We start from the raw sequence: 25,307 nt of genomic DNA, 5'->3' as shown, positions 1-25,307 counted from the left end.
GCGAATCGCGGGCAGGGCCCGCTCCTACAAAAAGCGGTTTAACCCGTTTTGGCTGACGGCCTCGTCTGAAGGTTTGACCCCTTCATCGAGGCCGCCGCCATGTCCCTTCCCGCTTCCGCCTTCCGTCCCGTCGCCATCGGCCTGCTGCTGGCCGTGGGCGGTTGTGGCCAGTCCACCCAGCAACAGGCCGCCCAGCCTTCGATGACGAAACAGGCGCCGCTCGCCGACCTGGCCACCAAGAGCGAGGCCCGCCGCGCCGCGCCGGCTGCCGCGCCCATGCTGGAAAGCTACGCGCTGCCGGTGGCCCCCGAGCCGCTGCCGGCGGGCTACCGCGACCAGGACCGCGAGCAATACCAGAAGCTGGCGCAGAACCCGGTGCACAGCGTCGCCGAGGCTCCGGTCTCGACCTTCAGCATCGACGTGGACACCGGCAGCTACGCCAACGTCCGCCGCCTGCTCAACGAGGGCCGCCTGCCGCCCCAGGGCGCGGTGCGCCTGGAAGAGATGCTCAACTACTTCCCCTACGCCTATGCGCCGCCGGCCGACGACGGCCCCTTCGGCATCACCACCGAGCTGGCGCCGTCGCCGTGGAACCCGCACACCCGGCTGCTGCGCATCGGCATCAAGGCTTCGGAGCGCAGCGTCGAGCAACTGCCGCCGGCCAACCTGGTGTTCCTGGTGGACGTCTCCGGCTCCATGGACCGCCGCGAGGGCCTGCCGCTGGTGAAGGGCACCCTCAAGCTGCTGGTGGACCAGCTGCGGCCGCAGGACAAGGTGTCGCTGGTGGTCTACGCCGGCGACTCGCGGGTGGTGCTGGAGCCCACCTCGGGCAAGGACAAGGCGAAGATCCGCGCGGCCATCGAGCAATTGCAGGCCGGTGGCTCCACCGCCGGCGCGGCAGGCATCGAGCTGGCCTACCGCATGGCTCGGCAAGGTTTCATCGACAAGGGCATCAACCGCATCCTGCTGGCCACCGATGGCGACTTCAACGTCGGCGTCAGCGACTTCGGCACGCTCAAGGCCATGGCCGCCGAGAAGCGCCGCAGCGGGGTGTCGCTGACCACCCTGGGCTTCGGCGTGGACAACTACAACGAGCGCCTGATGGAACAGCTGGCCGACGCCGGAGACGGCAACTACGCCTACATCGACAACCTGCGCGAGGCACGCAAGGTGCTGGTGGAACAGCTCGGCTCGACCCTCGCGGTACTGGCGAAGAACGTCAAGCTCCAGCTCGAGTTCAACCCCGCGCAGGTCAGCGAGTACCGCCTGCTGGGCTACGAGAACCGCGCGCTGAAGCGCGAGGACTTCAACAACGACCAGGTCGACGCCGGTGAGATCGGCGCCGGGCATACCGTCACTGCGCTCTACGAGATAGTCCCGAAAGGGCAGAAGGGCTGGCTCGAACCGCTGCGCTACCAGGCCGAGGCCAGGCCCGCCGGCAAGGGCGACGAACTGGCCTGGCTGCGGGTGCGCTGGCAGGCCCCGGAGGGCGGCCCCAGCCGCCTGGTCGAGCGCCCCATCGCCAGCAGCGGCGCCGGCGACCTGGCCCATGCCAGCGATGACCTGCGCTTCGCCGCGGCAGTGGCGGCCTTCGCTCAGCAGCTCGACGGCGCGCGCTACACCGGCGGCTTCGACATGAGCGATACTCTGGCCCTGGCCAGGAGCGCGCGCGGCGAGGACCCGTTCGGCCTGCGCGGCGAGTTCCTCCAGCTCGTCGAACTGGCGCGCAGCCTGCAAACCCCTTTGGCACGGAACCCCTGACTTGACCACGGACGAAGACGACGCCGCGCTGCTGCGGCGTTACCGCAAGGGCGATGCCGAGGCCTTCGCCACGCTCTACGCGCGCCACCGCCTGGGCCTCTACCGCTTCCTCTGCGGCCTGGGCGGCGACGCCGCGCAGGCCGAGGAAGCGTTCCAGGAAACCTGGCTGAGCCTGATCCGCAGCGACAGCGAGCCCCAGGGCCGGGCCAGCTTCCGCACCTGGCTGTACCAGATCGCCCGCAACCGGCTGATCGACCACTGGCGGCGCAACGGCCGGCGCCAGGCGCAGCACGAGGCCTTCGACGAGCAACTGCACGGCGAGGCGCTGCCCGGCGAGGCCGAGGACCCGCTGCGGCAGCTGAGCCTGAGCCGCGACCGCGAGCGCCTGCAGCAGGCCCTGCAGGCGCTGCCGGGCGAGCAGCGCGAGGTGTTCCTGCTGCGCGCCCATGGCGACCTGGAGTTGCAGGAGATCGCCGAACTGACCCGCACGCCCGCCGAGACGGTGAAGAGCCGCCTGCGCTATGCGTTGCAGAAACTGCGCCGGTTGCTTGCCGACCCGGCGGCGACCCAGGAGGTGTCCCCATGAATCGCCACCCGCAGCGGCCGGACGCCGAGAAGGCCGAATTGCTCGAGCATTTCCGCCGGCACGGCGGCGAGCAGCCGTCGGCGCAACTGGACGCCCGCATCCTGGCTGCGGCCCGCGCCGCCGTGCAGCCGCGCGCGAATGCCTGGCAGCGCCTGGGCCGCTGGCTGTTCGGCCGGCCGCAGCGCTGGTCGGTGGCCCTGGCCGGGGTGGCGACCCTCGGCATCGGCGTCAGCCTGGCCTTGCGTACCTTCGAGGAGGCGCCGCGTTTCGATGCCGCCGCGCCGGCCGTGGCCCCGGCGCCCAAGGCCGAATCCATGGCCCGCTCCGCCCGCCAGGCCGCCCCGGCGCTGTACTCGGCGCCGGCCGTCCCCGCCGCGGCGCCGGCCCCGCAGCTGGAACAGCGCAAGCAGATGGCGGAAAGCGCGGTGGCCGCCGACGAAGCCGCGCCCATGGCCAAGCGCAGCGCCGAGCCGGCCGCGCCAGAGCCGGAGGCCAGCCTGCGGCAACTGGTCGAGCTGCGCCGACAGGGCGACCAGGCGGCCGCGACGGCCCTGCGCGAGGACCTGCGGCGGCGCTACCCGCGGCTGGACATCGACGCCGAACTGCGGCGCCTGGAGGGCCGGCCTTGAGCGCCTGAGCGCGTTTGTCGGAATTGTTTTCGGCTTTGTCCGAGGCTCTTGTCTTACCGATCGACTAAGGCGAGGATGGCGCGCCCCTGGCCATTTGCCCGCTCCGTGATGTTGCAACGCATCCTTCTGCTGACCCTCCTGCCGCTGTTGCTGAGCGCCTGCGGCGATGCCGACAAGGCGCCGCCGGCCAAGGCCCAGGCACCCACGGCGGCGCCTGCCGCCTCGGCGCAGAAGGCCCCGGCGCCTGAACCCGCGCCCGCCGCCAGCGTCGTGAAGGCGCCGGCCAAGCCGGCCACGCCCAAGGCGCAACTGGGCAAGCCCCTGGCCCCCGAGCGCTTGCCGGTGGCCGACGCGAAGCCGAAGAAGGCCCCCGAACCCAGCGTGAACAAGCCGCTGCCACCCACCAAGCTCGACCTGCGCCTGCCCAGGGACGTGCTGCGCGGCCTGGAGCCGGGCAACGCCCTGCGCGAGAACCTGGACAAGCCGCTGCTGCCGCCGCTGTTCGAGGAGAAGGAAAGCCCGTTCCAGGTCGGCGGCCGGCTGATCCAGCGCGAACGCGGCGAGCGCACCGATCCCGGCGACGACAGCTGGCATTCGGATATTCGCGGGGCGGAGGTGCAGTTTCAGTTTCGCAATTGAGTCGGGGGGCTTTTCGTAGGAGCGAGCTTGCTCGCGAATGGAGTTTCCCTGTAGCTGCGGTGCTTTCGCTGGACTCCGTACCCTCTCCCCAGCCCTCGGCTGCGCGCCCCGCCCTGAAGGGAGAGGGGGCTTGTTCGTGCCGAGAAAGGGAATGGTTTCAGCTGGTAATCACTGTGCTAGCCGGCTAACGCCGAACTATCAGCGCCTGCCCAACGGTCCCCTCTCCCTTCAGGGAGAGGGTTAGGGAGAGGGCGTTCTTCAGGCTCTGCACCGAAGCCACCAGCAGAACCCCCTTCGCGAGCAAGCTCGCTCCTACGAAAAACCTGTCAGAACCGATGTTCCCCGCGCTGGATGGCCTCGAACAGCGCCATATCCAGCGGCCGGTAGTCCGCCTCGCCCGGCAACCGCACGAACAGCGCCTCGCCGACCTGTCGCGGATCGAAGGCGGCGTTCTTCAGGTCGGCCTTCTTGTACTTGAAGGTGCCCGTGGTCTCCACCTGCTGCAGCAGGCGCAGGAACAGCGGCACGGCGTAGGCCGGCAACTCGCGGTCGAGGTGTTCGGCCAGGGCCTTGCCGTCCACTGCCTGGCCGGGCGCCAGGCGCAGCGCGGCCATGCCGCAGCGGCCATCGGTGCCGGGGATCTCCACGCCGTAGACCACCGCGTCCTCCACGCCGGGGAAGGCGCCGAGGACGTTCTCCACCTCGGTGGTGGAGACGTTCTCGCCCTTCCAGCGGAAGGTGTCGCCCAGGCGGTCGACGAACTGGGTGTGCTTGAAGCCCAGGTCGCGCATCAGGTCGCCGGTGTTGAACCAGGCGTCGCCCTTCTTGAACACGTCGCGGTAGATCACCGCCTGGGTCTTGGCCGGGTCGGTGTAGCCGTCGAACGGCCACTTGTCGCTGATCTCGCTGATCAGCAGGCCCGACTCGCCCTTGCCGACCTTCTCCATGAAGCCCTTGGCGTCGCGCAGCGGGCGGTCGTTCTCCAGGTCGTAGCGGACGATGGCGTAGGTGGCCGGGGAGAAGCCCACGGTGTTGTCGAAGTTGAACACGTTGGTGAAGCCGATGTTGCCTTCGCTGGCGGCGTAGAACTCGGTGATCCGCTCGATGCCGAAGCGCGCCTTGAACTCGCCCCAGATCGACGGGCGCAGGCCGTTGCCGATCATGCAGGTCAGGCTGTTGTCGCGTTCTTCCTCGCACACCGGCTGGTTGAGCAGGTAGCGGCACAGTTCGCCGATGTAGCCGAAACAGGTGGCATTGTAATGGCGCACGTCCTTCCAGAACGCCTTGGCCGAGAACCTGCGGCGCAGGGCGATGGCCGCGCCGCCGGCCAGCACCGCGCTCCAGCACACGGTGACGGCGTTGTTGTGGTAGCAGGGCAGGGTCAGGTAGAGCACGTCGTCGCGGGACAGGCCCAGGCCGGAGTGGCCGAAGCCGCCATAGGCCTTGATCCAGCGCCCGTGGCTCATGATCGAGGCCTTGGGCAGGCCGGTGGTGCCGGAGGTGTAGATGAAGAAGCAGGCGTCCTTCAGGCGTACCTGGGTGGTTTCCGCCAGGTTGTCGGAGCCCTGGGCCTGGGCCAGGCGCATCAGGTTGCCCCAGCCGCCGGGGGCCTGGCCGGGGTCGCGCAGGGTGTCGTCGTCGGCCACCCAGTACAGGCGCTCGGCGCCGCCCTGCAGGCTGGCACGTACTTCGTCGAAGGCTTCGCGCAGTTCCTCGCCGACCACGAAATGGCCGGGGCTGACCAGGTTCAGGCTGTGGGCCAGCACCTGGCCGCGCTGGGTGGTGTTGATCAGCGCGCCCACGGCGCCGAGCTTGGCCAGGGCGGCGAGGATGACCAGCAGTTCGGCGCGGTTCTCCAGCATCACCGCGACCACGCTGCCGTGCTTCACGCCCTCGGCCTGGAAGCTGCGCGCCAGGCGGTTGGCCCAGCCGTTGAACAGCGCGTAGGACAGCCGCCGCTGGCCTTCCAGCAGGGCCGGGGCGTCCGGGTACAGGCGCGCCGCGCGCTCCAGGGCCCAGCCCAGGGACAGGTTCTTCTCGCGGTTGCGGATGCCGGTGTAGTAGAGCCCGCGCAGCATGCGCGGCACGCGGCCGAGGGTGGCGGGCAGGTGGGCGATGAAGCGGGTGGGGGTGATCAGATCGGCATGGCTCATGACGCTGCCCTTGTTGTCGTTGTTGTCCGTGGCGTGTGCACGCCCGCCCGACTCTAGGCCGCCAGCGGCCCGCGGGCTATGACTCTGGCGCGCGCGGCGCCGGGCAGTTGGGCAAATGGGCGGCAGGCTGCAGGCGGCAGGCTGCAGGCAAAAGCCAAGAGCGAGTTGCTCTGGCCTGTAGCCTGTAGCCTGCAGCCTGAAGCCTGCCGCCTCAATCCAGAAACAGATCGGGCACCAGCGGCCCGCCCTGGGGGTCGTAGCGGTACGGTTCGAAGTCGCTCACGCCCTGTTCGCGGAGGATGTCTTCGTCTATCAGCAGGCGACCGCTGATGCTGCGGCCGCCGCTGGCGAGGATGGCGTGGGCGGCGTCGGCCATGATCGCCGGGGTGCGGGCGCGCTTGAAGGCGTCGCGGCTGCCCAGTTCGAACTCGATGGCGGCGGTGGCGATCATGGTCTTCGGCCACAGGGCGTTGACGCTGATGCCGTACTTTTTGAACTCCTCGTGCATGCCGAGGGTGAGCATGCTCATGCCGTACTTGGTGACGGTGTAGGGGCCGTGCTGGGCGAACCATTTCCCGGCCAGGTTCAGCGGCGGCGACAGGCTGAGGATGTGGCCCTGGCTCTGCTTCAGGTAGGGCAGGGCGGCCTGGCTGCAGACCATCACCGCGCGGGTGTTGATCTGGTACATCAGGTCGAAGCGCTTGGGCTCCAGGCGTTCCACGCCCACCAGCTTGATGGCGCCGGCGTTGTTGACCAGCGCATCGATGCCGCCGAAGTGCTCGGCGGCGCGGGCCATGGCCTCGCGCACGGCGTTCTCGTCGCGCACGTCCAGCTGCAGGGCCAGGGCCTTGCCGCCGGCGGCCTCGACTTCCTCGGCGACGCTGAAGATGGTGCCGGCCAGTTTCGGATGGGGTTCGGCGCTCTTGGCGGCGATCACGACGTTGGCGCCGTCGCGCGCGGCGCGCAGGGCGATCTCGCGGCCGATGCCGCGGCTGGCGCCGGTGATGAAGAGGGTCTTGGCGTTCAGGGACATGCTTGGCTCCGTGTTCTTGTTGTGTTCGGACTACAGCTGTAGGAGCGAGCTTGCTCGCGAATGGGGTTTCCCGGCGGTTCTGGTGCTGGGCCTGAAGAGCGCCCTCTCCCTAACCCTCTCCCTGAAGGGAGAGGGGACCGTTGGGCAGATGCTGATAGTTCGGTGTTAGCCGGCTAGCGCAGTGATTACCGACTGAAACCATACCTTCTCTCGGCACGGACAAGCTCCCTCTCCCTTCAGGGCGGGGCGCGCAGCCGAGGGCTGGGGAGAGGGTACGGAGTCCATCGAAAACACTGTAGCTACCGGGATACTCCATTCGCGAGCAAGCTCGCTCCTACGAAAAACGTTTCAGGCCTCCTCGACCTCCACCAGCAACTGGCGGCTCTTGACCTGTTCGCCCTTGCTCACCTGGATGCGGCGGATAATGCCGTCGACCCCGGCCTTGAGCGGATGTTCCATCTTCATCGCCTCCAGCACGAGTAGCAGCTGGCCCTTGCTGACCCGCGCGCCCTCGCTGACCAGCACGTCGACGATGGCGCCGTCCATCGGCGCCTTGACCGTGCCGGAGGCCGCGCCGCCCTGTGCGCCGGCGGGCTCGTGGGTGACGTCGCGCAGCTCCAGGTTGCCGCCCGTGCCATACAGCCAGACGCGTTCGCCCTGGCGGTGGTGGGCGATGCGCCGGCGGATGCCGTTGATCTCCGCCACCACCCAGCGCGCGTCCATGGCGATCAGCCACAGCGCCACCGCCGAGTCGCCGATGCAGGCCAGCAGCCTGGGCTGCGCGCCGGGCTCCAGCACCTCCAGCTCCACCGTGTGCTTCTGCTCGCCGTCGTGCAACTGGTAGCGCCAGGGCTCGTTGCCGGCGTTGCGCCAGCCGGCCAGGCCGCCCTGGTGCGCGCGGGCGCTGGCCGAGGCCTGGTAGAGCAGGGCGGCGGCCAGGGCCAGTTCGCCGGGTTGCGGCGCTTGCGGGCGCAGGCTCGGGTCGTTGGCGAAGTGCTCGCCGATGAACGCGGTGGTGGCGTTGCCGGCGGCGAACTCCGGGTGTTTGAGCAGGTTGGCGAGGAAGCGCTGGTTGGCCTTCACGCCCAGCAGCACGCAGTCCTCCACGGCGCGCACCAGCTTGCGCCGGGCCTCGTCGCGGGTGGCGCCGTAGGCGATCACCTTGGCCAGCATGGGGTCGTAGAAGGGCGTCACCGCCCGGCCTTCCACCAGGCCGTGGTCGATGCGGATGCCGTCCTGCACCTGCGGTTCCCAGCGCAGCACCTCGCCGGTCTGCGGCAGGAAGCCGTTGCCGGCATCCTCGGCGTACAGGCGCACCTCGATGGCGTGGCCGCGCAGCGCGATGTCCTCCTGCTTCAGCGGCAGCGGCTGGCCTTCGGCCACGCGGATCTGCCAGGCCACCAGGTCCTGGCCGGTGACCAGTTCGGTGACCGGGTGCTCGACCTGCAGGCGGGTGTTCATTTCCAGGAAGTAGAAGGCGCCGCTGGCGTCCAGCAGGAACTCCACGGTGCCGGCGCCGACGTAGTTCACCCGCGCCGCCGCCTTCACCGCCGCCTCGCCCATGGCCTGGCGCAGCCCGGGGGTGAGCACCGGGCAGGGCGCTTCCTCGATGACCTTCTGGTGGCGGCGCTGCACCGAGCAGTCGCGCTCGCCGAGGTGGACCAGGTTGCCGTGGTGGTCGCCGAACACCTGGATTTCCACGTGGCGCGGGCGGATCACCGCCTTCTCCAGGATCAGTTCGTCGCTGCCGAAGGCGTTCAGCGCTTCCGAGCGCGCGGTGCGCAGCTGCGCGGCCAGCTCGTCGGCCGCCTGCACCAGGCGCATGCCGCGGCCGCCGCCGCCGGCGCTGGCCTTGATCATCAGCGGGTAGCCGATGCGCCCGGCCTCGCGGGCCAGGCTCGCGTCGTCCTGCTCGGCGCCCTCGTAGCCGGGGATGCAGGGCACGCCGGCTTCGAGCATGGCCAGCTTGGACAGGCGCTTGCTGCCCATCAGGTGGATGGCCTCGACGCTCGGGCCGATGAAGACGATGCCGGCGGCCTCGCAGGCGCGGGCGAACTCGGCGTTCTCCGAGAGGAAGCCGTAGCCGGGGTGTACCGCGTCGGCGCCGGTGCGCCGCGCGGCGTCGAGGATGGCCGCGGCCTTCAGGTAGGACTGGCCGACCGGCGCCGGGCCGATGCACAGGGCCTCGTCGGCCAGTTGCACGTGGCGCGCCTCGGCGTCGGCCTCGCTGTACACCGCCACCGTGCGGTAGCCCAGGGCCTGGGCGGTGCGGATCACCCGGCAGGCGATCTCGCCACGGTTGGCGATGAGGATCTTGTCGAAGCTGGGCATGGATGTGCTCCTGCTGGCTTGGGTTCTGGTCGTGGGTTCCCGCGTTCGCGGGAATGACGGGTTGTTCCGTCATCCTCGCGAATGCCGGGAGCCAGCGACTACTGTGCCCAGTTGGGTTTGCGTTTCTGCACGAAGGCCAGGGTGCCTTCGGCGCCTTCCGCGCCGGTCACGGCGGCGGCGAACTGTCTTGCGGCGTCGTCCAGCAGCGGGCCCAGGGCCTGGGTCTCGGTGGCCAGCAGCAGCGCCTTGGTCTGCGCGTTGGCGCCGGGGGCGCAGCGGCGCACCTGTTCCAGGCATTGCGCCAGGCGCTGGCCGAGGGCGTCGGCGTCGGCCTCGCTGAAGTGCACCAGGCCCAGGCGCAGCGCCTCGCGGCCGTCGAAGCGGGCGGCGGTGAGCGCCAGGCGGCGGGCCTGGGTCAGGCCGATGCGCTTGACCACGAAGGGCGCGATCTGCGCCGGCAGCACGCCGAGGCTGGTTTCCGGCAGGCCGAACTGGGCGCCGTCGGCGGCGAGGGCGATGTCCGACACGCAGGCCAGGCCGAAGCCGCCGCCGAGCACCGCGCCTTCCAGCACCGCCACCAGCACCTGCGGCTGTGCCTGGGCTTCCTCCAGCAGGGCGCCGAAGGCGCGGTTCAGCGCAGCGTAGGCGTCGGGCCCGGCGGCGCGGGCGCCGGCCATGTCCTTGATGTCACCGCCGGCGCAGAAGTGTCCGCCGGCGCCGCGCAGGACGATGGCGCGCACCTCGCGGTCATCGCGTGCGGCGGCCAGCACCGCGCGCAGTTCGCCGACCATGGCCAGGCTCATGGCGTTGCGGCTGTCCGGACGGTCGAGGGTGACGTACAGCACGCCGCCATCGCGCTCCAGCAGCAGGGTTTCGCAGTTCGGCAATTCGCTCATGCCGGATTCCTCATAGACGATGCTTCAGGCGACAGGCTTCAGGCTGCAGGCCAGAGCGACACATCGCCTGCCGCCTGCCGCCTGCAGCCGCTCCTAACTCTTCTTCTTGCCCGGCAGGGTGCCCATCAGCTTGCAAATGATGCCGAGCATGATCTCGTCGGCGCCGCCGCCGATGGACACCAGGCGGGTGTCGCGGTAGGCGCGGGAGACCGGGTTTTCCCACATGAAGCCCTGGCCGCCCCAGTACTGCAGGCAGGCGTCGGTGACCTCGCGGGCCAGGCGGCCGACCTTGAGCTTGGCCATGGAGGCCAGGCGGGTGACGTCCTTGCCGCGGATGTACTGCTCGGTGGCCTGGTAGGTGAGGGCGCGCAGGCACTCGATCTCGGTCATCAGCTCGGCCATGCGGAAGTGGATGACCTGGTTGTCGATCAGCGCCTGGCCGAAGGTCTTGCGCTGCTTGCAGTAGTCGATGGTGGCGTTGACGCAGTACTCCAGGCCCTTGATCCCGCTGGCGGCGCCGAACAGGCGTTCCTCCTGGAACTGCAGCATCTGCATCATGAAGCCCGCGCCCTCGGCGCCGATGCGGTAGCGCTGCGGCACGCGCACGTCGTCGAAGAACACCTGGGCGGTCTCCGAACTGCGCATGCCGAGCTTGTCCAGGTGCGGGCTGACGCTGATGCCCTTGCTCTTCATCGGCACCATGATCAGCGACTTGTTGACGTGGGGCTTGTCGTCGGAGGTGTTGGCCAGCAGGCAGATGAAGTCGGCCGAGGGCGAGTTGGTGATCCACATCTTGCTGCCGTTGATCACGTAGTCGTCGCCGTCCTTGCGCGCGGTGGTCTTCAGCCCCGCCACGTCGGAGCCGGCGCCGACCTCGGAGACGCCGATGCAGCCGACCATCTCGCCGGCGATGGCCGGGCGCAGGAATTCCTCGCGCAGCTCGTCGGAGCCGAAGCGCGCCAGGGCCGGGGTGCACATGTCGGTCTGCACGCCGATGGACATGGGCACGCCGCCGCAGTGGATGGTGCCGAACTCTTCGGCGGCGACCACCGAGTAGCTGTAGTCCAGGCCCATGCCGCCGAACTTCTCCGGCTTGGAGATGCCCAGCAGGCCGAGGGCGCCGGCCTTCCTGAACACTTCGTGGATGGGGAAGCGGCCGTCCTTCTCCCACTGGTCGACGTAGGGGTTGATCTCCTTGTCGACGAAGTTGCGGACGGTGCGGCGGAGTTCTTCGTGTTCCTGGGTGAAGAGCATGTGTTGTTTTCCTCCTGAGCCTTGGGTGTTCACTTCCCCTTTCCCTCTCCCAACCCTCTCCCTGAAAGGAGAGGGGGCTGTTCGGAGTGGGCGGGAAGTTCGCTTTACGCCGGATCGCTTTGGCGCCCTCTCCCGCAAGCGGGAGAGGGAGCCCCTATCAGGTCAGAACCTCGCTACCCCGAAACTGTTGCCCTTCAGCGGTCGCGCTGCCGCCTCCGCGCAGATGTCCAGCAGGTAGCCCAGCAGCCGGCGGCTGTCGCGCGGGTCGATCAGCCCGTCGTCCCACAGGCTGGCGGTGCCGTAGAGCGCGGTGGACTGGGCGTCGAGCTTCTGCGCGGTCATCTGTTCGAGCATGTCGAGCATCTTCGCGTCGGCCTGCTTGCCCTCCTTGGCGTGCTTTTCCTCGGTGACGATGCGCAGCACCTTGCCGGCCTGGGCGCCGCCCATGACCGCGGTGCGGCTGTTGGGCCAGGCGAAGATGAAGCGCGGGTCCAGGCCGCGGCCGCACATGGCGTAGTTGCCGGCGCCGTAGGAGCCGCCGACCACCAGGGTGAGCTTGGGCACGGTGGCGTTGGCCACCGCCTGGATCATCTTCGAGCCGTGCTTGATCACCCCCAGGCGCTCGGACTCGGTGCCGACCATGAAGCCGGTGGTGTTGTGCAGGAACAGGATGGGCGTGTTGCTCTGCTCGCACAGCTGGATGAACTGCGCCGCCTTGGCCGCGCCCTGCGGGGTGATGGGGCCGTTGTTGCCGATCAGGCCGCAGGCGTGGCCCTCGATGTGCAGGTGGCCGCACACCGTCTGGGCGTCGTATTCGTTCTTGAAGTCGAGGAAGCGCGAACCGTCGGCGATGCGCGCGACGATCTCGCGCACGTCGTAGGGCTTCCTGGCGTCGGCCGGGACCACGCCCAGCAGTTCCTCGGCCGGGTACAGCGGCTCGTCCCAGTGCCGCGCCGGGCGGGCCGGCAGCTGGGCGTTCCACGGCAGCGCGGCGATGATCTCGCGGGCCAGGCGCACGCCGTCGGCGTCGTTCTCCGCCAGGTACTCGGCGGTGCCGGCGACCTGGGCGTGCAGCTCGGCGCCGCCCAGTTCCTCGTCGGTGGCGACTTCGCCGGTGGCGGCCTTGAGCAGCGGCGGGCCGGCGAGGAACATCTTGGCCTTGCCGCGCACCACCACCACGTAGTCCGACAGCCCCGGCTGGTAGGCGCCGCCGGCGGTGCTGGAGCCGTGCACGACCGTGACCTGCGGGATGCCGGCGGCCGACAGCCGCGCCTGGTTGGCGAAGCCGCGGGCGCCCTCGACGAAGATGTCCGCCGCGTAGTTGAGGTTGGCGCCGCCGCTCTCGGTCAGGGCGATGAGCGGCAGCTTGTTCTCCAGCGCCACCTGCTGCAGGCGCAGGGTCTTCTTCAGCCCGGTGGGGGAGATGGTGCCGCCCTTGATCGCGCTGTTGCTGGCGCTGACCAGGCAACGCACCCCGGCGACGTAGCCGATGCCGGAGATGATGCCGCCGCCGGCCTGGGTACCGTCCTTGTCGTCGTGCAGCCTGTAGCCGGCCAGGGAGCAGAGTTCGAGGAAGGGTGCGCCGGGGTCGAGCAGCAGGTTCAGGCGCTCGCGCGGCAGCAGCTGGCCGCGCTTGTCGAACTTCGGCCTGGCCTCGGCGGCCTTGTCCAGCACCTGCTGCTCCAGGTCGCGGAAGCTGGCCACGGCGGCCAGCATGGCCTGGCGGTTGTGGGCGAAGTCCTCGCCCTGGGTGTCGATTTCCGACTGGATCACCGGCATGGCTTACTCCTGGTCCTTCAGCACGTCGGGCAGGTAGGCGCGGTGGAAGCCGTTGTAGGAACGGCTCTGCCCCGGCTTGCCCTTGGCCAGCGGGAAGGCGCGGCTGCCCTGGCTGGCGGCGCCGTCGATGCGGATGGTGTTGCCGCTGATGAAGGCGGCGCCGGGGGAGAGCAGGAAGACGATGGCCGAGGCCACTTCCGATTCGGTGCCGATGCGCTTGAGCGGCACGTGTTCGCGCAGGGTCGGGATCACCGCCTTGAAGGCGCCCTCGTAGGTGTCCATGCCGCTGGAGGCGATCCAGCCCGGCGCCACGGCGTTGACCCGCACCCCGGCGTGGCCCCACTCCACGGCGGCGGTCCTGGTGAAGTTCTCCATGCCCGCGCGGGCGGCGCCGGAGTGGCCCATGCCGGGCATGCCGCCCCACATGTCGGCGAGCATGTTGACGATGCCGCCGCCGGTCTTGCTCATGCTCTGGTTGAACACCTCGCGGGCCATGAGGAAGCCGCCCACCAGGTTGGTGCGCACCACCGCCTCGAAGCCCTTGAGGTTGATCGAGGCGAGCGGCGCGGGGTACTGGCCGCCGGCGTTGTTGACCAGGTGGTGGATCGGCCCGCGTTCGGCGAGCACCTGCGCCACCAGCGCCTTCACCGCCTCCTCGTCGCGGATGTCGCAGCTGTGCCAGCTGGCGCTGCCGCCGTCCTCGGCGATCTCGCCGGCGGTCTTCTCCAGCTTCTCGGCCTTGCGCCCGACCAGCACCACGTGGGCGCCCAGGGCCGCCAGTTCATGGGCGGTGCAACGGCCGATGCCGCTGCCGCCACCGGTGACGATTGCAGTCTGGCCGGCGAACAGGCCGGGCTTGAAGATCGAGTCGTATGCCATGGATTTGGCTGCCTTCCACGTTCATGTAGGGCGAATGAAGCGGAACGCTTCATCCGCCGTTGCCGGGTGGCGGATAACGCCTGCGGCGTTATGCGCCCTACGTTTCAAAGCGAATCGGCGATGTGCTGCGGCACCGCCACCGGGAATTCCAGCAGTTGCTGGGCGAAGGCCTTGCCCTGCGGGTCGATGCGCAGGCTGGCCACGCCGCCGCCGCCCAGGGCGTGCTCCAGCAGGAAGTTCAGGCTGTGCGTGCCGGGCAGGTACCAGCGGCTGACGCGGCCCAGCTGCGGGTCCAGCACGTGCTGCATCCACTCGGCCACCGCGCCTTCGCCCAGGGCCTCGGCGATCCACGGCAGGTATTCGGGCTGGCGCGCCATCACGCCGATGTTGCTGTGGTCGCCCTTGTCGCCGGAGCGCGCCACCGCCAGCTTTACCAGCGCCACGCTGGCCGTGGCCTGGCCGCTGGCGGCGGGGGCCGGCGCGGCTTCGGCCAGGTTCGCCGGGTCGAAGTGTTCCAGTTGCGGCAGGGCCACGGCGTGGCTGGCCTCGCCGATGCGCACCGCCAGTTGGCAGCGGGCCTTGTCCACCAGGAAGGAGAACAGGCGGATCACCGGGTACACCGTGGGCCGCCCGCCGACGATGCCGGTCAGGCCCGGGGCCATGCCGGTGGCGGCCTGGGCGATCTCGCGGGAGAACAGCACCAGCGCTTCCTTGCGGGCGTGGCGCACGGCGAGCTTCACGACGATCTCGCGGCTGTCCTGGCGCCTGCCGTGGGGGCCATAGGTGGCCTCGCTGCCCAGCAGCTCGATGCTGGTTTCGCGGTAGGGGCCCCAGCCGCGTTCGGCGAACATTTCCTCGGTCCTGGCGATGATCGCCCGGCTCACCCGCTCGGCCTTCTTCACCGCGTCGATGCCGGCGATCAGGCAACTGGCGGTGCAGCGGAAGCCGTCGGGGTAGGTGGCGCTGACCTTGTACTGGCCGGTGGGCGGCAGGCCGCGGGCGCCGCTGACGGCGACGCGGTCGGGGCCGGCCTGCTGCAGGCGCACCCGGGTGAAGTCGCAGACCACGTCCGGCAGCAGGTAGGCGCGTGGGTCGCCGATCTCGTAGAGCACCTGCTCGCCGACGCTGAGCGGCGTGACCAGGCCGCCCGTGCCCTGCGGCTTGGTGACCACGAAGTCGCCGCTGGCCTGCACTTCGACGATGGGGAAGCCGATGTGCTCGTAGTCCGGCACGCTTTCCCAGTCGGTGAAGTTGCCGCCGGTGCACTGCGCGCCGCATTCGATGATGTGCCCGGCCAGGGCGGCCTGGGCCAGCCTGTCGAAGTCGTTCCAGGCCCAGCCGAACTCGTGCACCAGGGCGGCGCTGACCACCGCGCTGTCCACCACGCGGCCGGTGATCACGATGTCCGCGCCCAGCTCCAGCGCCTCGACTATGCCGGGCGCGCCCAGGTAGGCGTTCATCGACACGCACAGCGGCGGCAGCGGCGCGCCGCTGAACATTTCCACGGTGCCGGCCCTGGCCAGTTCGCTGGCCTGGGGCAGCAGGTTGTCGCCTTCCAGCACGGCGATCTTCAGGTCCACCCCGGCTTTCTCGCAGGCGGCCCGCAGCGCCCTGGCACAGGCCTGCGGGTTGACCCCGCCGGCATTGCTGATGACGCGGATGCGCTTGCCGGCGATCTCCCCCAGCAGCGGCGCCAGCACCTCGACGAAGTCGGTGGCGTAGCCCGCCTCGGGGTTCTTCAGGCGCGCCCCGGCCATGATCGACAGGGTGATTTCAGCCAGGTAGTCGAACACCAGGTAGTCCAGCTCCGCGCCCTTCACCAACTGGGCGGCGGCGCTGCAGGTGTCGCCCCAGAAAGCCGAGGCGCAGCCGATGCGTACGGTCTTGGTCATTGTTCTGCCCGTAACGGTCGAGAGGTGTTCCGACATTACCAAGCAAGCGCTTGGTTGAAAAGAGGGCGTAACCGCCAGACAACCCAACCAAGTGATGGCCAAGCGCTTGCTTGGTTGCCCTCGCAGGCATACATTTCACCTGTATGCACAAGTACTTGCGTGGCGATCATGAAATCGCCCTGAACAGCGGTGGCCGGATGGCGGACGAGGGGAGAGCAGAGCGTGGATGACCAGAAAGCGCGCGAAGTGATGCTGGAGCTGGTGGCGAACGGGCAGGTGACGGACCCGGAGAGCGCCCGCGGCAAGCTGCTGCAGACCGCCGCCCACCTGTTCCGCGCCAAGGGCTACGAGCGCACCACGGTGCGCGACCTGGCCGGCGCCGTGGGCATCCAGTCCGGCAGCATCTTCCACCACTTCAAGAGCAAGGACGAGATCCTGCGCTCGGTGATGGAGGAGACCATCCTCTACAACACCGCGCTGATGCGCGCCGCCCTGGCCGACGCCGAGGACCTGCGCGAGCGCCTGCTGGCGCTGATCCGCTGCGAGCTGCAATCGATCATGGGCGGCACCGGCGAGGCCATGGCGGTGCTGGTCTACGAATGGCGCTCGCTGTCGCCGGAGGGCCAGGCCTACATCCTCGGCCTGCGCGACATCTACGAGCAGATGTGGCTGGACGTGCTCGGCGAGGCGCGCGCGGCCGGCTTCTGCGAGGGCGACCCGTTCATCCTGCGGCGTTTCCTCACCGGCGCGCTGTCCTGGACCATGACCTGGTTCCGCCAGGACGGCAGCATGACCCTCGACGACCTGGCCGAGCAGGCCCTGCTGCTGGTCTACAAGGCCGCCTGATCAGCCCAGGCCCAGGTGCAGCGGGTAGCTCAGCAGCAACAGGTGCACGCTGTTGACCACCCCGTGCAGCAGGATGGGCACCAGCATGCGCCCGCTGAAGTGCAGCGCCAGGCCGTAGCCGAGCCCGGCGATGCCGGCCACCACGGCGAACTGGCCGCTGAAGGGCAGGTGCGCCAGGCCGAACAGCAGGCTGGCGAGGAGGATCCCGGCGGGCGCGCCCAGGCGCTCCACCAGCGAGGTCTGCAGCAGGCCGCGGAAGATCAGTTCCTCGGTCAGGGCGATCACCGCGAAATTCACCAGCAGCCAGATCCACAGGCCGTCCGGCCATTTCGGCCGCCACACCACCAGGCCCGAGGCGGTCGCCAGCAGCGGCACGGCGAACAGGGTGGCGACCACGGCGATGCCGGCGTAGTCCGGCGAGGCGCCCGCCAGGGGCGGGCGGCGCAGCCACCAGGCCAGCAGGGTGACGCCCACCAGCGCCTTGTCCCAGGACAGGCGCAGCGCGTAGGCCGGTGCGTCGGCGGAAAGTTGCCGCGGCGGCCACAGCGTCCACGACTGGGTGCCGGGCAGCAGGTGCGCGGCGAGGGCGAAGCTCGCCAGCAGGCACAGCGGCCACCAGAGCAGCCAGGGCAGGCGCTGTTCGCCATAGAGTGTCCAGGCGACGAAGACCGCGCCTATCAATAGCCCCAGGGGTTGGACGAATCCGAGGGCGAAACCGCCGAGCAGGAGCAACCCTGGCAGCAGCGGGAGTAGCTTCCTGAGCATCGTGTCCTCCATCCACCGGCCGCAGTCTAGGCAATTCGCCCAGCCTGATCCATGCCCGCGGCGGGGAATGGCGGAAATGCCCCCGGGCGCGGGGGCTGTCGGCAATGGCCGCCGGCGTTCAGCGCTTGTCGTCGCGGGCGTCCTGGGCGTCCATCTCGGCGTTGCGCTGGTGGATGCGCTTGAGCTGTTCCTCGGTCAATGGCAGCTTGCGGGCGCTGTCGCGCAGCAGCAACAGGCCGCCGAGGATGGAGCCCAGGGCGAGGACGATGATCAACCAGGCGTACCAGGGCATGGCATTCTCCTTGGGGATGCAGGCTTCCACCATAACCCCGCGCGGTCGGCTTGTCAGTTCGGTGCCGCCGCGCGAAGGCCTGGGGCTATCGCCGGGGCGGCAGCGCGTCGCCGGAGGCTGCCGGCGGCGGCGCTTTCTGCGACAATGCGCGGCGTTTTTCAGATTCCCCCCGCGAGAGAGCCCATGTCCGTCTGCCAGACCCCGATCATCGTCGCCCTGGATTTCCCCACCCGCGAGGCCGCCCTGGCGCTGGCCGACCAGCTCGACCCGAAACTGTGCCGGGTGAAGGTGGGCAAGGAACTCTTCACCAGCTGCGCCGCGGGCATCGTCGAGACCTTGAACGGCCGCGGCTTCGAGGTGTTCCTCGACCTCAAGTTCCACGACATCCCCAACACCACCGCGATGGCCGTGCGCGCCGCCGCCGAGATGGGCGTGTGGATGGTCAACGTGCATTGCTCCGGCGGCCTGCGCATGATGGCGGCCTGCCGCGAGACCCTCGACGCCTTCAATGGCCCGAAGCCGCTGCTGATCGGCGTGACCGTGCTGACCAGCATGGAGCGCGAGGACCTGGCCGGCATCGGCCTGGACGTCGAGCCTCAGGAGCAGGTGCTGCGCCTGGCCGCCCTGGCCGAGAAGGCCGGCATGGACGGCCTGGTCTGCTCGGCCCAGGAAGCCCCGGCGCTGAAGGCCGCGCACCCGGCCCTGCAACTGGTCACCCCGGGCATCCGCCCGGCCGGCAGCGCCCAGGACGACCAGCGCCGCATCCTCACCCCGCGCCAGGCCCTGGACGCCGGCGCCGACTACCTGGTGATCGGCCGCCCGATCAGCCAGGCCGCCGACCCGGCCGCGGCGCTGGCCTCGATAGTCGCCTCCCTGGCCTGAACGGCAGGGGCATGAAAAAGGCGGAGCAGGGTGACCTGCTCCGCCTTTTTCATTCGTAGGGCGCATAACGCCCAAGGCGTTATCCGCCGATGTCCTCGGGCACCAGCGTCCCGTCCAACGGCGGATAACCGCGAACGGTTATTCGCCCTACGCAACGCTCCGGCAGGCTGCATGGAGTGTTCTTCGTAGGAGCGAGCTCCCGCCTAACGCGCCAGCACTTCCCGCGGCCGCTCCACCCAGCGCTCGCGCAGCGCGTCGTACACCCAGTTGAAGGCGATGGTGTAGGGCAGGAAGAACAGGATCAGGCCGATATCCAGGACGAACGCCTCCACCAGGCCGATGCCCAGCCACCAGGCCGCCAGCGGCACCAGCATGAAGATCAGACCCAGCTCGAACAGCGAGGCGTGCAGCACCCGCACCGGCAGCGTGCGGGCGAATTGCAGGCGCCGCTGGGCGCGGTCGAACAGGGTGTTGTAGACCATGTTCCACAGCGTGGCGATCAGCGAGAACATCAGCGTCAGGGCGCCCATGTGGCCCAGCGGCTGGTCCATCAGCCAGGCCAGGGTCGGGGCGCAGATGGCCAGGGCGATGAATTCGAAGAGCAGGGCGTGGAACAGCCTTTCCTTCAGCGTCTTTTGCATGCTCATGGGTGTTTCTCCAGGGTGAAAACGGGCCTCTCGGGGCCGAGTTGCAGCTATTCTCATCGGTTGAAGGGTCGTTTCGAAGTTGGCTAGCATCGGGAAAACCGATGGACGAGGCGCCATGCAATATTCCCCCGAATCCCTCCAGGCCTTCGCCGAGGCTGCCTGCCTGGGCTCCTTCAGCGCCGCCGCGCGCAAGCTGGGCAAGAGCCAGTCCACCGTCAGCGAGGCCATCGCCCGCCTGGAGATCGACCTGGGCCTGGAGCTGTTCGACCGCAGCGCGCGCCAGCCGAAGCTGACCGAGGCCGGCAAGGCCCTGCTCGGGCGCGTGGAAGAGGTGCTGATGGCCAACGACCGCCTCGGCCAGCTGGCCGGGCAGCTCTCGGCGGGGATGGAGCCGCGGCTGACCCTGGCGATGTCCGACACCTACCAGTCCGAACCCTTCGAGAAGCGCCTGGCGGAAATCGACCGGCACTTCCCCGACCTCGAGTTCGAATGGCTGATCGCCGAGCACGGCGACGTCATCGACCTGGTCGGCCAGGGCCGCGCGTCCCTCGGACTGCTCGCCGCGCAGCCGAACTACCCGCCGGACATCGGCTCGGCCACCCTGGGCGAATGCGCCGAGTTCGGCCTGTTCGTCAGCCGCGAGCACCCCCTGGCGCAGCTGGAGAAGGTGGAACGCAGCGACCTGCTGGCCCACCGCAACCTGCGCCTGAACACCTTCATCGACGACGCCGAGCCACCCCTGGGCGGGCGCTGCTGGTCGGCACCGACCTACCTGCTGCTGCTGGACATGGCGGTGCTCGGCTTCGGCTGGGTGGAGCTGCCCACCTGGATGAACCAGCGCTTCGCCAACGGCCGCCTGCACCCGCTGCAGGTGCCCGGCTGGCCGCGCAGCGTGGCGGTCGACGTGGTCTGGTCGCGGCAGCGCAGCCTGGGCCCGGCGGCGCGCTGGCTGGTGGAACGCCTGCTGGCCAGTTGAGCCGGCCCCGTCACAGTTTGTGGCGAAGTGACCTGTTCGCTGTGGCGGTGGGCCAGTAGGATCGGATTCTTTCGATGGCACGGCACGAGGTGAGGATGCGCGGCAAGCTGGAGCAATGCCTGGAAGCGGTGGACCGGATCCTGCTGGGCAAGCAGGTCCAGGTGCGCCTGGCCATGACCTGCCTGCTGGCCCGCGGGCACCTGCTGATCGAAGACCTCCCGGGGATGGGCAAGACCACCCTCAGCCACGCCCTGGCGCGGGTGCTGGGGCTGAGCTTCCAGCGCATCCAGTTCACCTCCGACCTGCTGCCCGGCGACGTGCTCGGCACCTCGGTGTTCGACAAGGAGACCGGGCAGTTCGTGTTCCACCCCGGGCCGATCTTCGCCGAGCTGGTGCTGGCCGACGAGATCAACCGCGCCACGCCCAAGGCGCAAAGCGCATTGCTGGAGGCCATGGAGGAGGGCCAGGTGACCATCGAGGGCGCCACCCGGCCGCTGCCCGAGCCCTTCTTCGTCATCGCCACGCAGAACCCGGTGACCCAGGGCGGCACCTTCGCCCTGCCGGAATCCCAGCTCGACCGCTTCCTCATGCGCCTGTCCCTGGGCTACCCCGGGCGCGCCGCGGAGAAGGCCCTGCTGCTGGGCGAGGCGCGCCGCGACCTGCTGCCGCGCCTGGAGCCGATCCTCACCCCCGCCGAGCTGGCGGCGCTGCAGGCGGAGGTGCCGAAAGTCCATGTCAGCGACGCTCTGGTCGACTACGTGCTGCGCCTGGCCGAGGCCACCCGCAGCCAGCCGGCCTTCGCCCTCGGGCTGTCGCCGCGCGGCAGCCTGGCGCTGCTGGCCGCGGCGCGGGCCTGGGCATTGCTCGCCGGGCGCGACTACGCCATCCCCGAGGACGTCCAGGCGGTGCTGCCTTCGGTGGCCGGGCACCGCCTGCGCGACCAGGCCGACCCCTCCGGCCACGGCGGTGGCGCCCTGGTGCAGTGGCTGCAGCGCGAAGTCCCGGCGCTGTGAGCGGGGCCCGGCCATGCTGGTGAAGGTCCGCCCGCTGTGGCAGAGCTGGATCGCCCGGCGCATCCCGCCCTCGCCGTCGCTGCAGCTGAACCAGCGGCGCATCTTCATCATCCCCTCGGGGCAGGGCGTGGCCTTCGGCGTCGCCGTGGTCCTGCTGCTGCTCACCGCCATCAACTACCAGAACAGCCTGGCCTACGGCCTGACCTTCCTGCTGCTGTCGCTGTTCATCGTCGCCATCCTGCACACCTACCGTAACCTCGGCGGCCTGCGCCTGACCGCGCTGGGCGCGCTGCCGGTGTTCGTCGGCGAGCAGGCCTGCTTCCGCGTGCGCCTGGAAGGCGAGGGCCGCGAGCGGCGGGCCATCGGCCTGGGCTGGTCGGAGCAGGAACTGCTGCACGCCGACGTGCGCGCCAGCGGCGCCGAGGAACTGCTGCTGACGCTGCCGGCGCAGCGCCGCGGCTGGCTGCGCCCGGGCCGCCTGCGGGTGGAGAGCCGCTTCCCCCTGGGCCTGCTGCTGGCCTGGAGCTGGCTCGACCTGGACCAGGCCGCCCTGGTCTACCCGCGCCCGCTGCCCGCCGACCTGCCCCTGGAGGGCGGCCGCGCCGACGAGCACGACGAGGGCCTGCGCGCCAGCGGCAGCGGCGCCGACGACTTCCAGGGCCTGCGCCCCTACCAGAGCGGCGACTCGCGCCGGCGCCTGCACTGGAAGGCCTACTCCCGCGGCCAGGGCCTGCTGGTGAAGGACTTCGCCGCGCTCAGCGGGCGCGACCTCTGGCTGGACTTCGCGCTGCTCGGCGGCGACGTCGAGACGCGGCTGTCCTGCCTCTGCCACTGGGTGCTGCAACTGTCCCTGCGCGGCCAGAGCTTCGGCCTGCGCCTGCCCGGCGTGCAACTGCCGCTGGCCAGCGGCGATGCCCACCGCGCCGCCTGCCTGCGCGAGCTGGCGCTGTTCGGGGCGCGGCCGTGAGCCAGCAGCCGATCCCGCGGATCGCCCTGACCTGGCTGCTGGTGGCCCAGGCCCTGGTGATACTGCCGCACCTGGCGCACCTGCCGTTCTGGGTGGTGGGCTTCTGGCTCGGCTGCGCGGCCTGGCGCGTGCAGGTCTACCGCATGCGCGCGCGCTACCCCAACGGCCTGGCCAAGCTGGCCCTGGTGATCGCCGCCGGCATCGGCGTGTGGCTGTCGCGCGGCTCGCTGATCGGCCTGGACGCCGGCGTGGTGCTGCTGATCGCCGCCTTCGTCATCAAGCTGGTGGAGCTGAAGACGCGCCGCGACGCCCTGGTGCTGATCCTGCTCGGCTTCTTCGCCGTGGCCACCAGCTACCTGTTCGACGCCAGCCTGCTGGCCGCGGCCTTCAGCCTGCTGCCGGTCACCGCCTTGCTGGCGGCGCTGATCGGCCTGCAGCAGAGCAGCTTCGCCGAGGGCCCCTGGCGCACCCTGCGCCTGGCCGGCGGCCTGCTGCTGCAGGCGCTGCCTTTGATGCTGCTGCTGTTCCTGCTGTTCCCGCGGCTGGGCCCGCTGTGGTCGCTGCCGTTGCCCGGCGGCCAGGCCACCACCGGCCTCAGCGACTCGATGATGCCCGGCGACTTCGTCGAGCTGAGCCAGTCCACCGAACTGGCCTTCCGTGTCAAGTTCGACGGCGCCGCGCCACCCCAGGAACAGCTCTACTGGCGCGCCCTGACCCTGGAGAGCTTCGACGGCCAGCGCTGGACGCAGTCCTGGCAGGGCCGTGGCGGACCGGCGCCGGACTGGCGCAAGCGGGGGCCGGCGCTGGGCTACCAGGTGATCATGCAGCCCAGCGCGCGGCCCTGGCTGTTCACCCTCGACGTGGCCGAGGGCGGCCCGGACGACGCGCGCCTGATGAGCGACTTCCGCCTGGAGCGGCGGCGCCCGGTGCAGGACGTGCTGATGTACCGCGCCACCTCCTGGCCCCAGGCCCTGCGCGAGCCGGACAGCAGCGCCACGACGCTGCGCCGCGACCTGCAGCTGCCGGCCCGCGGCAACCCGCGTACGCGGGCCTGGGCGGCGCAGCTGCGCGAGCATCACCCGCAGCCCGATGCGCTGGTGCAGGCGGTGCTGCGCCACTTCCACGACCAGCCCTACGCCTACACCCTGCGCCCGCCGGCCACCGGCGACGAGCGCATCGACGGCTTCCTGTTCGACACCCGGCGCGGCTTCTGCGAGCACTACGCCGGGGCCATGACCTTCGTCCTGCGCGCGGCCGGCATCCCGGCGCGGGTGGTCACCGGCTACCAGGGCGGCGAGCTGAACCCGGCCGGCGACTACCTGCTGGTGCACCAGTTCGACGCCCACGCCTGGGTCGAGTACTGGTCGCCGGGGGCGGGCTGGCGCAGCGTCGACCCGACCTTCCAGGTGGCCCCCTCGCGCATCGAGCGCGGCCTGCAGGCGGCGCTGGCGGAGGAGGGCAGCTTCCTCGCCGACTCGCCCTTCGCGCGCCTGCGCTACGGCGGCCTGGGCGTGCTCAGCCAACTGCGCCTGAGCTGGGACAACCTCAACTACGACTGGCAGCGCTGGGTGCTGGGCTACCAGGCCGAGCAGCAGGCGGGGCTGTTCCAGGCCTGGTTCGGCGACCGCGACAGCCTGTGGGTCGGCGTGCTGCTGGTGGGCGGTGGCACCCTGTCGCTGGGCCTGCTGGCGCTGCTGCTGTTCAAGCCCTGGCGGCGGACGCGGGATGCACAGCTGCGCAGCTTCGAACGCTTCGAGCAACTGCTGGCCGGCCAGGGCCTGCGGCGCCACGCCGGCGAAGGGCCGCGAGCCTTCGCCGAGCGGGCGATGGCCGCGCTGCCGGCCCAGGCCGCGGGCATCCAGGCCTACCTGGCGGCGTTCGAGCGCCAACGCTACGCCGGCGCCGGCTCCGCCCCGCAGGAGCTGCGCGCGCACCTGGCGCGGCTGCGCCGGCAACTGCCCTGGCGGCTGCCCCGGCGTGGCCGCTGAAACGCCTTGCGACCATCGGCCACGGGTGGCCGCTTGCCGCCGTTGCGCTGCCAGCTAACCTCATAGATTCCAGGCCCAGACGGACGGAGTTCGCCGTGTCATCCTTCAGCGACTATCTGGTTTCCCACGTGATCGAGCAGGAAGTGGCCCTGTTCGCCGCCTCCGAACGTCTGCGCGCGCGCTCCGACAGCGAGGCCCTGCACGACCTGCGCATCGCCGTGCGGCGCCTGCGCAGCCTGCTGCATCCGGCCCAGGGCATGCCCGGCATCGACGAGATCGAGGCGGCGCTGGGCGAACTGGGCCGCCTGAGCGGGCCGCTGCGCGACCTCGAGGTGCTGCTGCCGGTGCTGGAGGCCGAAGGCCTGGAGAAGGCCGCCGCGCTGCGCCGGCCGGCACTGACCTCGGGCTACGTGGCGCTGCTGGCCAGCCCGCAGTGGGACCGGCTGATGCGCCTGCTCGACGGCTGGCCGCTGCTCTGGCGCACCGCCGAACGCCATGGCGTGCTCGAAGGCCTGCACGCCCGGGTGCGCAAGCGCCTGGCCAAGCAGTGGCACAAGCTGCGCATCGCCCTGAAGGACCCGGCCCACGACCGCCATCGCCTGCGCCTGCTGATCAAGCGCATGCGCTATTCCCTGGAGGCCTACCCGAAGGATTCGCCCTTGCCGCAGAAGCTGCTGGCGCCGTTGAAGGAAGCCCAGTCCACCCTGGGCACCTGGCACGACTACGAGCAGTGGCTGATCCGCAGCGAGCGCGAACTCGACCTGATGCCCCTGCAGCCGCACTGGAACGCGCTGCACGACCTGGCCGAGCGGGATGCCGACGAGAGCCTGGAGCGGTTGCTCAAGGCATTGGGGTGAGCGCCATCCGCCGTTTTCAGCGACGGATAATACGGTTCAGGGAAGCACGATCGTAGGAGCGGACTCCGTCCGCGATTGGTTCATCAACCACGCCGGACGCCCCGGTGACCCGGCCAGCGGCGGATAACCGCGAACGGTTATGCGCCCTACGCCAGGCCTGACCTTGGCGTAGGGCGGATAGATAACGCCTACGGCGTTATCCGCCGTTTGACCATGGCATCCGGCCGCGCCGGGTTCAGCCT

22 protein-coding genes are annotated in these 25,307 nt (G+C 70.1%); 11 read left to right on the top strand and 11 right to left on the bottom strand.

The annotated features are described in order from the left end of the window. The first annotated feature begins 99 nt into the window (after nt 1-99). From CHC02_RS12265 to CHC02_RS12250, 4 genes are all read left to right on the top strand, one after another. A complete protein-coding gene (locus tag CHC02_RS12265) occupies nt 100-1,761 on the top strand; it encodes a vWA domain-containing protein (protein ID WP_089391736.1) in 1,662 nt (553 codons plus the stop codon). Between the two features lies 1 nt (nt 1,762). Continuing rightward, nucleotides 1,763-2,347 (top strand): RNA polymerase sigma factor, encoded by a 585-nt coding sequence (locus CHC02_RS12260; RefSeq protein ID WP_089391735.1) that lies wholly within the window; start codon nt 1,763-1,765, stop codon nt 2,345-2,347. Beyond that, on the top strand, nt 2,344-2,976 hold the full coding sequence (locus CHC02_RS12255; protein WP_089391734.1) for a hypothetical protein: 633 nt from the start codon (nt 2,344-2,346) through the stop codon (nt 2,974-2,976). The genes CHC02_RS12260 and CHC02_RS12255 overlap by 4 nt, the downstream gene beginning before the upstream one ends. A gap of 108 nt (nt 2,977-3,084) precedes the next feature. Next, a complete protein-coding gene (locus CHC02_RS12250; RefSeq protein ID WP_244160954.1) occupies nt 3,085-3,615 on the top strand; it encodes a hypothetical protein in 531 nt (176 codons plus the stop codon). A gap of 326 nt (nt 3,616-3,941) precedes the next feature. Here CHC02_RS12250 and CHC02_RS12245 read toward each other — a convergent pair whose 3' ends face one another. From CHC02_RS12245 to CHC02_RS12205, 8 genes are all read right to left on the bottom strand, one after another. Further along, a complete protein-coding gene (locus tag CHC02_RS12245) occupies nt 3,942-5,768 on the bottom strand; it encodes a long-chain-acyl-CoA synthetase (protein ID WP_089391733.1) in 1,827 nt (608 codons plus the stop codon). A 211-nt stretch (nt 5,769-5,979) separates the two neighbouring features. Further along, nucleotides 5,980-6,801, bottom strand: a complete 822-nt coding sequence (locus CHC02_RS12240) for an SDR family oxidoreductase (RefSeq protein ID WP_089391732.1) — start codon at nt 6,799-6,801, stop codon at nt 5,980-5,982. A 348-nt stretch (nt 6,802-7,149) separates the two neighbouring features. After that, complete coding sequence (atuF, locus tag CHC02_RS12230) at nt 7,150-9,132, bottom strand: geranyl-CoA carboxylase subunit apha (protein ID WP_089391730.1); 1,983 nt, start codon at nt 9,130-9,132, stop codon at nt 7,150-7,152. 98 nt (nt 9,133-9,230) lie between these two features. Then, nucleotides 9,231-10,028 carry an isohexenylglutaconyl-CoA hydratase gene (gene atuE / locus CHC02_RS12225; RefSeq protein WP_089391729.1) on the bottom strand — a complete coding sequence of 266 codons (798 nt, stop codon included), beginning with the start codon at nt 10,026-10,028 and terminating at the stop codon, nt 9,231-9,233. 93 nt (nt 10,029-10,121) lie between these two features. Continuing rightward, nucleotides 10,122-11,282 (bottom strand): citronellyl-CoA dehydrogenase, encoded by a 1,161-nt coding sequence (gene atuD, locus CHC02_RS12220; protein ID WP_089391728.1) that lies wholly within the window; start codon nt 11,280-11,282, stop codon nt 10,122-10,124. Nucleotides 11,283-11,444: 162 nt separating this feature from the next. Beyond that, nucleotides 11,445-13,061, bottom strand: a complete 1,617-nt coding sequence (gene atuC, locus CHC02_RS12215; protein ID WP_089391727.1) for a geranyl-CoA carboxylase subunit beta — start codon at nt 13,059-13,061, stop codon at nt 11,445-11,447. 3 nt (nt 13,062-13,064) lie between these two features. Then, nucleotides 13,065-13,940: an SDR family oxidoreductase gene (locus CHC02_RS12210; protein ID WP_089391726.1), complete on the bottom strand. Its 876-nt coding sequence runs from the start codon at nt 13,938-13,940 to the stop codon at nt 13,065-13,067. Between the two features lie 104 nt (nt 13,941-14,044). Next, nucleotides 14,045-15,832: an acyclic terpene utilization AtuA family protein gene (locus tag CHC02_RS12205; RefSeq protein WP_089391725.1), complete on the bottom strand. Its 1,788-nt coding sequence runs from the start codon at nt 15,830-15,832 to the stop codon at nt 14,045-14,047. A gap of 222 nt (nt 15,833-16,054) precedes the next feature. Between CHC02_RS12205 and CHC02_RS12200 the strand changes: the two genes are divergently transcribed. After that, a complete protein-coding gene (locus tag CHC02_RS12200; RefSeq protein WP_208604351.1) occupies nt 16,055-16,678 on the top strand; it encodes a TetR/AcrR family transcriptional regulator in 624 nt (207 codons plus the stop codon). On the opposite strand, the gene CHC02_RS12195 is transcribed toward CHC02_RS12200, so the two are convergent. Together CHC02_RS12195 and CHC02_RS12190 are read right to left on the bottom strand one after the other, a co-directional pair. After that, entirely contained in the window at nt 16,679-17,443 is a 765-nt protein-coding gene (locus CHC02_RS12195) for a CPBP family intramembrane glutamic endopeptidase (protein ID WP_089391724.1), read from the bottom strand. Between the two features lie 118 nt (nt 17,444-17,561). Further along, nucleotides 17,562-17,735: a DUF2897 family protein gene (locus CHC02_RS12190; protein ID WP_074979780.1), complete on the bottom strand. Its 174-nt coding sequence runs from the start codon at nt 17,733-17,735 to the stop codon at nt 17,562-17,564. 183 nt (nt 17,736-17,918) lie between these two features. On the opposite strand from CHC02_RS12190, the gene pyrF reads away from it, so the two are divergent. Further along, nucleotides 17,919-18,617, top strand: a complete 699-nt coding sequence (gene pyrF, locus CHC02_RS12185; protein WP_089391723.1) for an orotidine-5'-phosphate decarboxylase — start codon at nt 17,919-17,921, stop codon at nt 18,615-18,617. Between the two features lie 203 nt (nt 18,618-18,820). On the opposite strand, the gene CHC02_RS12180 is transcribed toward pyrF, so the two are convergent. Then, complete coding sequence (locus CHC02_RS12180; RefSeq protein ID WP_089391722.1) at nt 18,821-19,264, bottom strand: multidrug/biocide efflux PACE transporter; 444 nt, start codon at nt 19,262-19,264, stop codon at nt 18,821-18,823. Nucleotides 19,265-19,379: 115 nt separating this feature from the next. Between CHC02_RS12180 and CHC02_RS12175 the strand changes: the two genes are divergently transcribed. From CHC02_RS12175 to CHC02_RS12155, 5 genes are all read left to right on the top strand, one after another. Beyond that, on the top strand, nt 19,380-20,240 hold the full coding sequence (locus CHC02_RS12175; RefSeq protein WP_089391721.1) for a LysR family transcriptional regulator: 861 nt from the start codon (nt 19,380-19,382) through the stop codon (nt 20,238-20,240). Nucleotides 20,241-20,335: 95 nt separating this feature from the next. Further along, entirely contained in the window at nt 20,336-21,253 is a 918-nt protein-coding gene (locus CHC02_RS12170; RefSeq protein WP_089391720.1) for an AAA family ATPase, read from the top strand. A 13-nt stretch (nt 21,254-21,266) separates the two neighbouring features. Then, entirely contained in the window at nt 21,267-22,220 is a 954-nt protein-coding gene (locus CHC02_RS12165) for a DUF58 domain-containing protein (RefSeq protein ID WP_089391719.1), read from the top strand. Further along, complete coding sequence (locus tag CHC02_RS12160; RefSeq protein WP_089391718.1) at nt 22,217-24,208, top strand: transglutaminase TgpA family protein; 1,992 nt, start codon at nt 22,217-22,219, stop codon at nt 24,206-24,208. The genes CHC02_RS12165 and CHC02_RS12160 overlap by 4 nt, the downstream gene beginning before the upstream one ends. Before the next feature lie 95 nt (nt 24,209-24,303). Then, nucleotides 24,304-25,065 (top strand): CHAD domain-containing protein, encoded by a 762-nt coding sequence (locus CHC02_RS12155; protein WP_089391717.1) that lies wholly within the window; start codon nt 24,304-24,306, stop codon nt 25,063-25,065. Nucleotides 25,066-25,307 lie beyond the last annotated feature (242 nt).

It is taken from the genome of Pseudomonas delhiensis (assembly GCF_900187975.1).
Taxonomy (GTDB): domain Bacteria; phylum Pseudomonadota; class Gammaproteobacteria; order Pseudomonadales; family Pseudomonadaceae; genus Pseudomonas; species Pseudomonas delhiensis.
Note: the sequence above shows the minus strand (reverse complement) of the source record. Positions and strands in the feature narration are given on the sequence as shown.